Below are 6,437 nucleotides of genomic sequence, written 5' to 3'. Positions count from 1 at the left end.
GCCGGCGTTAGCGCAGCCGTCGTTGACGCGTCCGCCGCTGGCGTTACCGCCGCCGGGAGCGCCGCCCGCGACGCCCCAGATGCCGCAAATGCCGCCGGCGCCGCCATGCCGCCACCGGCCACCAGCGCCACGCCGTCGCGCCGCGCGTGTTTCAGGATCACCGCGATCAACTGCTCAAGGTCGAACGGCTTGCCGATATGGTCGACCATGCCGGCCTCGAGCGCGGCGATGCGGTCGGCCGCCATGGCGTTGGCGGTCATCGCCACGATCGGCGGCGTGCGCACGCCCAGCCGGGTCTGGATCGCGTGCGTGGTCTGGTAGCCGTCCATCTCCGGCATCTGGATATCCATCAGGATCAGGTCCGGCAGCGGCCCGCTGCGCGCCAGCACCCCGAGCGCCATCTGGCCCGAGCTGGCCACCTCCACCTGCGCGCCGTCATGGCCGAGCAATTCGCTGGCCACCTGCTGGTTGGCCGGATTGTCGTCGACCAGCAGCAGGCGCAGCCCGGCCAGGCGGCGCTGCGGCGGCGCCAGCGTCGCCGCCAGCGGCTTGCGGTGTTCCAGCCGCGCGTCGGCCACCGCGTCGAACAGCATCGACGCCGTCACCGGCTTGACCACGAAGCCGTCCAGCACCGGCGCGATGTCCAGCTGCCGCTGCGCCAGCAGCTCGCGGTCGTGCGCGGTCACCATCACGATCAGCGGCGTCTTGCCGGCCGGCGCCAGCTGGCGGATGCGGCGGCTGGTTTCCCAGCCGTCCATGGCCGGCATGCGCCAGTCGATGAACACCACGTCATACGCCTTCTGGCGCGCGATCTGCACGCCGATGGCGTCGAGCGCCTCGTAGCCGTCGGCCGCCACATCCACGCGCCAGCCAAACGAGGCCGCCATCTCGCGCAGCACCGTGCGCGCCACCGGATTATCGTCCACCACCAGACAGGACAGGCCGCGCATCAAGGCATCGTGCAGCGGCAGGGCGCCCAGCGGCGCCGCCTCCGGCTGCTCCAGCGAAATGCCGAAGTCCACCGCAAAATCAAACACGCTGCCCTGCCCCACCTCGCTGACCACGCGCAGCGTGCCGCCCATCATGCGCACCAGGCGCTGGCTGATGGCCAGGCCCAGGCCGGTGCCGCCGAAACGGCGCGCGGTCGACGCCTCGGCCTGCGAAAAACCGTCGAAGATGCGCTCGCACTGCTCCGGCGCGATGCCGATGCCGGTATCGCGGATGGCAAACGCCACCGACAGCGTGTGTTCGGTGTGCGCCACCAGCTGCGCCGACACCACCACCTCGCCGCGTTCGGTGAACTTGATGGCGTTGCCGGCCAGGTTCAGCAGAATCTGCTGCAGGCGCAGCGCGTCGCCCACCACCATGGCCGGCAGCGCCGGATCGATGCGGAACAGCACCTCGATATTCTTGTCGCCGACATTGGCCGACAAAATCACCGCCAGATCGCGCCACAGCTTGTCGAGGCGGAACGGATGCGGATCGAGCGCCAGCTTGCCCGCCTCCACCTTGGAAAAGTCCAGCACATCGTTGAGCAAGCCGAGCAAGGCGCTGGCCGCCGCGTGCGCCTTGTCGACATAATCCTGCTGGCGGCCGCTCATCTCGGTCTGGCGCAGCAGCTGCAGCATGCCCAGCACCGCGTTCATCGGCGAGCGGATCTCGTGGCTCATGTTGGCGACAAAATCCGACTTGGCGCGGCCGGCCTTGTCGGCCGCCTCCTTGGCCTGCAACAGCCCGTCGTGCGCGGCGCGCAGCTCGGTGCTGTCGGTGCTGCTGCCGACCCAGCTCAGCATCGCGCCGTCGGCGTCGCGCTGCGGCAGCGCGTGGTTGTCGAAGATGCGCCAGACGCCGTCGTGACGGCGCAGCCGGCAGTCGCAGCGGAACTGGTCGCCATCGGCCAGCGCGCGCTGCCAGGCCGCCGTCAGGGTCGGCAAATCGTCCGGATGGATCACGCGCGACCAGTCGCCGCCGGCCATCAGCTGCTCGGCCGGCAGGCCGCTGAAGCTTTCCCAGTGATGGCTCATGAAATCGATGCGCAAGGTCGGCGTGGCGGTCCACACCATCTGCGGCAAGCCCTCGGTCAGCGAGCGCCAGCGCGATTCCGAGGCGCGCAGCTGCGTCAGCGACTGCTGCAAGGCCTGGTCGGCCTCGCCCAGCGCCGCCAGCGACTTGTACTGCTCGCGCAGGCCGAAGCGCACGCCGCGCAGCAGCACCAGCGCCAGCCCGATCAGCACCACCAGGAACAGCGAAGCGTTGCGGATCTCCTTGTACCACGGCGCCAGGAAATCGTCGCTGGCCATGCCGACGATCACATACACCGGATAGGCGCCCACCTTCTCGACGCTGAGCGTGCGCTCCATGCCGTCGCGCGGGCTGACCACCGTATAGCTGGCGCGCTGCTGCTTGCCGTCGAGGATGGCCTGGGTGGCCGGCGTGACCTTGATGGTGCTGCCGAACGCCATGTCGGCCACTTCCGGATAGCGGTGCAGCACGCGCCGCTTGTCGTCAAGCAGCACGATGGAGCCGTGCTCGCCGATATTCAGGCCGGCAAACGCCTCGCTCATGCGCGAACTGTTCATCAGCACATAGGCGGTGCCGCCGAAGCCGCCGTCCGGCAAGGTCAGCGGATAGACCAGCGGCAGCACCCACTCGCCGGTGATGCGCGACTGCACCGGAATGCCGAACACCAGCTCGTGCGCGGTGGGCATGCGCGCAAAGAACTCGCGCACGCTCAAATCCTGCGGATGCTGCAAATCGATCTGCTCGCCATAGATGACCAGGCCGGCCGCGTTCGAGCCGCGCACCGCCTGCGCGTGCGGCACCCGCTCCTTGAGGCTGCGCAGATACGCGCTGTAGCGCTCGTCGCTGAAACGGCCCTCCTGATGCGCGGTGCGGAACTCCAGGTCGGCGCGGCGCATGGCCAGATCGACTTCCTGGAAGTGCGAATGCAGGAAGTTTTCCAGCGAAATGGCCAGATTGTGCGAGGTTTCCTCGGCCGCCGCGTAATAGCGCTTGCGGCTCTGGTTCAGCACATGGACCACGAACAGCGAGACAATCAGCAGCACCACCACCACAGCCGTGGCCAGCACGCGGAACAGTTTGCGGAACTTTTGCAGCGTGTTGGTTGTCATGACAAAGGGGCACTCACTCTTGCTGTGTTAACCATACATTACAGCAAAAAAAACGCTCCCGGAGGAGCGTTTTCATCAAAAGCCTTGATTGGTGATGTCTTGCAGCGACTCGCGGCCCTTGTCGCTGAGTTCGAAACCGCCCTCGGCGCGTTCCAGGATGTGCGATTTTTTGCCCAGGAACATGGCCACATCGGCGTCCAGCGGCGCGCCGGGCTGGGCCGACACGGCGCGCAGGCCCAGCACGCAGCGGTGCAGGAAGATGGTTTGTTCGCCCTTGTCGGTCAGCGAGATACGACCATTGTGGGCGATGCTGATCAGCTTGAGGCCGGACAGGCGCTTGGTGTTGCGGCCGATGCAGGCGCTGACGCGGTCACCCTTGATGCCGCGTTTGATTTCGTACAGGGCGTCATACTCGTCCTGCGTGAATTTTTCATTCTTCATTGCCATTTTTTCCATAAGAGACTGCTGCGGCCCTCATGGTACGCGCACGGCGGCACGGCGGCAAGGCGCATGCCGCCCTGATTGCGCAATCCGCTGGCAACAACGGCGCGATTACTGCAGCGCGCGGATGACCAGCCACGCCAGGCCGATGCTGGCGAAGGCGGCGATGCACACCATGGCCTGTACACGCTTCGCGCTCAAGGCGACGCTGCGGCGGCCGAGGTAGATTTTGTTGTGTAAGGAATTGCCCATGATTGCTCTCCGTGAAAGGAACGTGACGACATGACTAAATTATAGAAACTCTTTCATGACCTCAGTGTGACGCCGGACACAAAGCGCAAAATATGTATCCACAAAGCAACGACTCTCACACTTTCTCACGGTCCTACAGAGCGTGAAACCAGCATACCGTCCGTTCCACGCAACGGACGGTGCGTCAACGCACACAAGCACCATCAAAGCTCAGGTTTTGATCGGCGGCTTGGGCGGCGTCGGTTCCTCGATCGGCGCCTGTTCCGGCAGCGGCGTGTTGTCCGGCGGCGGATCTTTTTCCGGCGCCGGCGGCGGCACTTCCGGATCGGGGGTGGTGTGAGCGTAGCGCATGCGGCCTCCTGAAAATAGCGACTAGCCTTCAGTGTCGGGGACGCGCGCCCGCGCGGCAAGGCGCCGATGCGCGCCGGCGTGCGCCAGCACACGCAGCGCGGCCCCCTTACTTGATGCGGAAAATCACATCCACCGTCTGCGTCCAGCTCAGCAGCTCGGTGGCCAGGAAATCCTTGTCGGGCGCCTGCGCCGGCACCGTGCGCTGGTCGCGGCGGAAATACAGGTCGCCCGGCATCAGGCCGACCGCATTGGTCAGATTGCGCAACTGGCCCGACGACACCGCCGCCACCGCGCCCACCTTGCGGCCGAAGCCGGCCGCCAGCGCCGCGGCGCGGCGCTGCGCGTCCTGGACCGCGATGGCGGTCAGTTCCTGCTCGGCCTGGAGCCGGTCGGTGCGGCCGAAGGTGGTGGCCAGGTGGTCGAGATTCGGCAGCGCCAGCAAGCCCTGCATGACGGCGCGCCACTGGCCCAGGTCGCGCACGGCGATGTGCACCGAACTGCGGATGTCGTAGGCCGGCGCGCCGCTGGCGTCGGGCTGGTCGGCCTTGCGCATCTCCTTGCGCGGATTGTGGATCTCGGTGACGGCGTCGACCCCGGCCAGCAGCGCCCGCACCTGCCCGGCCCGCTCGCCGACGATGGCGGCGGCCGCCGCCGGGTCCGGGTCGTAGGCGCTGATATCGAAATCGATCTCGCCCAGGTCGGGCGCGATGCGCATCATGCCCTCGCCGGACACGTGGATGAAGGGGTAGTCCGGCAGATTCGAGGCCTGCAGCGCCAGCGGCGACAGGGCAAACGCAACAACAAGCTGCTTGAACATGGTGAGCTTCCGTGAGTGACGACAACGCAGTATTCATCATGTAGACACATTTGTCTACTTGCAAAAACAGAAATCATCCCTATTTGCGGTTTCAACCACACTTATCAGGGGAAAAACATGCTGGCTCCCAAAGCGCCGCGCTCGGTATTCGACCACCGGCCGGTGGCGGTGCAAGTCGTCAAACAGGAAAACAGCGGTGCGCTCGACAAGCACGTGCTGATCGTCGACACGCCCGCCAGGAAACCGGCGCCGCCCAAGGCCAAGTAGGTACAATGGCGGCTTTCCGATGCCACCGACTAGCGCCATGAGCAACACGACTCCACTGAACGACGACGAATACGAACAACTCGACGACCTGTTGGCCGCCATCGGCCCGCAGGCGATGGATGTGGCGCGCCTGGAAGGCTTGCTGACCGCGCTGGCGGTCGGCCCGGCCGAGGTGGCGCAGGAGGCCTGGCTGCCGCTGGTCTGGGGCGGCGCCGAGGGCAATGCCGAGGCCGCAGCGCTGGTGCTGCGCCACCACGCCTACATGCAAACCTGGATGCGGAAAGAGCCGGCCAGCTTCGAGCCGATCTACGAATGCGGCGGCAACTGGACCGCCGACGCCTGGTGCGCCGGCTTCCTGGCCGGCGTGGCGCTGAACCACGAGGCCTGGGCGCCGCTGCGCGCCAGCCAGCCGGCGCTGCTGGCGCCGTTCCAGTCGCCGGTCAAGGCCGCCAAGGTGACGCCGGCCGTGGTGCAGATCAACGCCTTCTTCCACGCGCCGCAGGCCAGGCCGGCCAAGGTCGGGCGCAACGATCCCTGCCCGTGCGGCAGCGGCCAGAAGCACAAGAAGTGCTGCGGCGCCTGACGCCGCGGCCGCCCGCGCGGCGGCTTACTTGCCGTTGATGATTTCCTTCAGCAGCACGAAGGTTTCGTGGTGGATGGCCTGCTCGTTGGCCTTGAATTCCTGATCGGCCTTGAGGTAGGCCGGCTTCTTCAGTTCAGCCTGTTCGGCCGGCGTCGGCTTCGGCGCGCTCGGATACATCTGGGCGCTGCTGTTATAGGTGTCGTGCAGCACGCGCTGGCCGTAGCTGGACTTATAGTATCTGGTCATTTCCAGCGCGGTCTCGGTGCTCAGCAGCTTGGCCACCGGCGTGGCCAGGCGGGTGTAGACGAATTCCGGCTGCAGGTTGATGACCTTGTCCATCACCTGCTTGCGCTGTTCCGGCGAGGCGTACTTGCTCATGCCGGCGGTCATGCGCATCATTTTCTCGGCCTGCATCGAGGCCATCAGGTCATGCGCGGCCTTGATCTGGGCGGCGTCGGGATTGGGCGTGGCGGCGTGGACGGCGCCGGCCAGCAGCGTGGACATCAGCAATGCGGAAAAAGATTTCAAGTCGACTCCTTGGTAATTTTTCCGCATTCTAGCCTAGAAATAAAAAAGCTCCCTTCCGGGAGCTTTT

8 protein-coding genes are annotated in these 6,437 nt (G+C 66.1%); 2 read left to right on the top strand and 6 right to left on the bottom strand.

Annotation, left to right across the window (positions count from 1 at the left end; genetic code table 11):
• From GJ695_RS21855 to GJ695_RS21845, 5 genes are all read right to left on the bottom strand, one after another.
• Nucleotides 1-3,131 (bottom strand): response regulator (locus GJ695_RS21855; protein WP_154368467.1); only part of this gene is annotated, 3,131 nt, incomplete at its 3' end.
• 75 nt (nt 3,132-3,206) lie between these two features.
• On the bottom strand, nt 3,207-3,572 hold the full coding sequence (locus GJ695_RS21850; protein WP_154368465.1) for a hypothetical protein: 366 nt from the start codon (nt 3,570-3,572) through the stop codon (nt 3,207-3,209).
• Between the two features lie 111 nt (nt 3,573-3,683).
• The gene (locus GJ695_RS29695; RefSeq protein ID WP_166455149.1) at nt 3,684-3,824 is read right to left on the bottom strand and encodes a hypothetical protein; all 141 of its coding nucleotides are present in this window, start codon (nt 3,822-3,824) and stop codon (nt 3,684-3,686) included.
• Between the two features lie 210 nt (nt 3,825-4,034).
• Complete coding sequence (locus GJ695_RS29690; RefSeq protein WP_166455150.1) at nt 4,035-4,175, bottom strand: hypothetical protein; 141 nt, start codon at nt 4,173-4,175, stop codon at nt 4,035-4,037.
• A gap of 106 nt (nt 4,176-4,281) precedes the next feature.
• Nucleotides 4,282-4,992, bottom strand: coding sequence for an SIMPL domain-containing protein (locus GJ695_RS21845; RefSeq protein ID WP_154368462.1), 711 nt, complete (start codon nt 4,990-4,992; stop codon nt 4,282-4,284).
• Between the two features lie 117 nt (nt 4,993-5,109).
• Here GJ695_RS21845 and GJ695_RS29685 point away from each other — a divergent pair, with 117 nt between their 5' ends.
• Complete coding sequence (locus GJ695_RS29685; protein WP_166455151.1) at nt 5,110-5,259, top strand: hypothetical protein; 150 nt, start codon at nt 5,110-5,112, stop codon at nt 5,257-5,259.
• A gap of 37 nt (nt 5,260-5,296) precedes the next feature.
• On the top strand, nt 5,297-5,842 hold the full coding sequence (locus GJ695_RS21840) for a UPF0149 family protein (RefSeq protein WP_154368461.1): 546 nt from the start codon (nt 5,297-5,299) through the stop codon (nt 5,840-5,842).
• 24 nt (nt 5,843-5,866) lie between these two features.
• On the opposite strand, the gene GJ695_RS21835 is transcribed toward GJ695_RS21840, so the two are convergent.
• Nucleotides 5,867-6,370 (bottom strand): DUF2059 domain-containing protein, encoded by a 504-nt coding sequence (locus tag GJ695_RS21835; protein ID WP_229260456.1) that lies wholly within the window; start codon nt 6,368-6,370, stop codon nt 5,867-5,869.
• Between the last annotated feature and the right edge of the window lie 67 nt (nt 6,371-6,437).

The sequence above is a fragment of the Duganella alba genome (assembly GCF_009674495.1).
Classification (GTDB): Bacteria; Pseudomonadota; Gammaproteobacteria; order Burkholderiales; family Burkholderiaceae_D; genus Rugamonas; species Rugamonas alba.
Note: the sequence above shows the minus strand (reverse complement) of the source record. Positions and strands in the feature narration are given on the sequence as shown.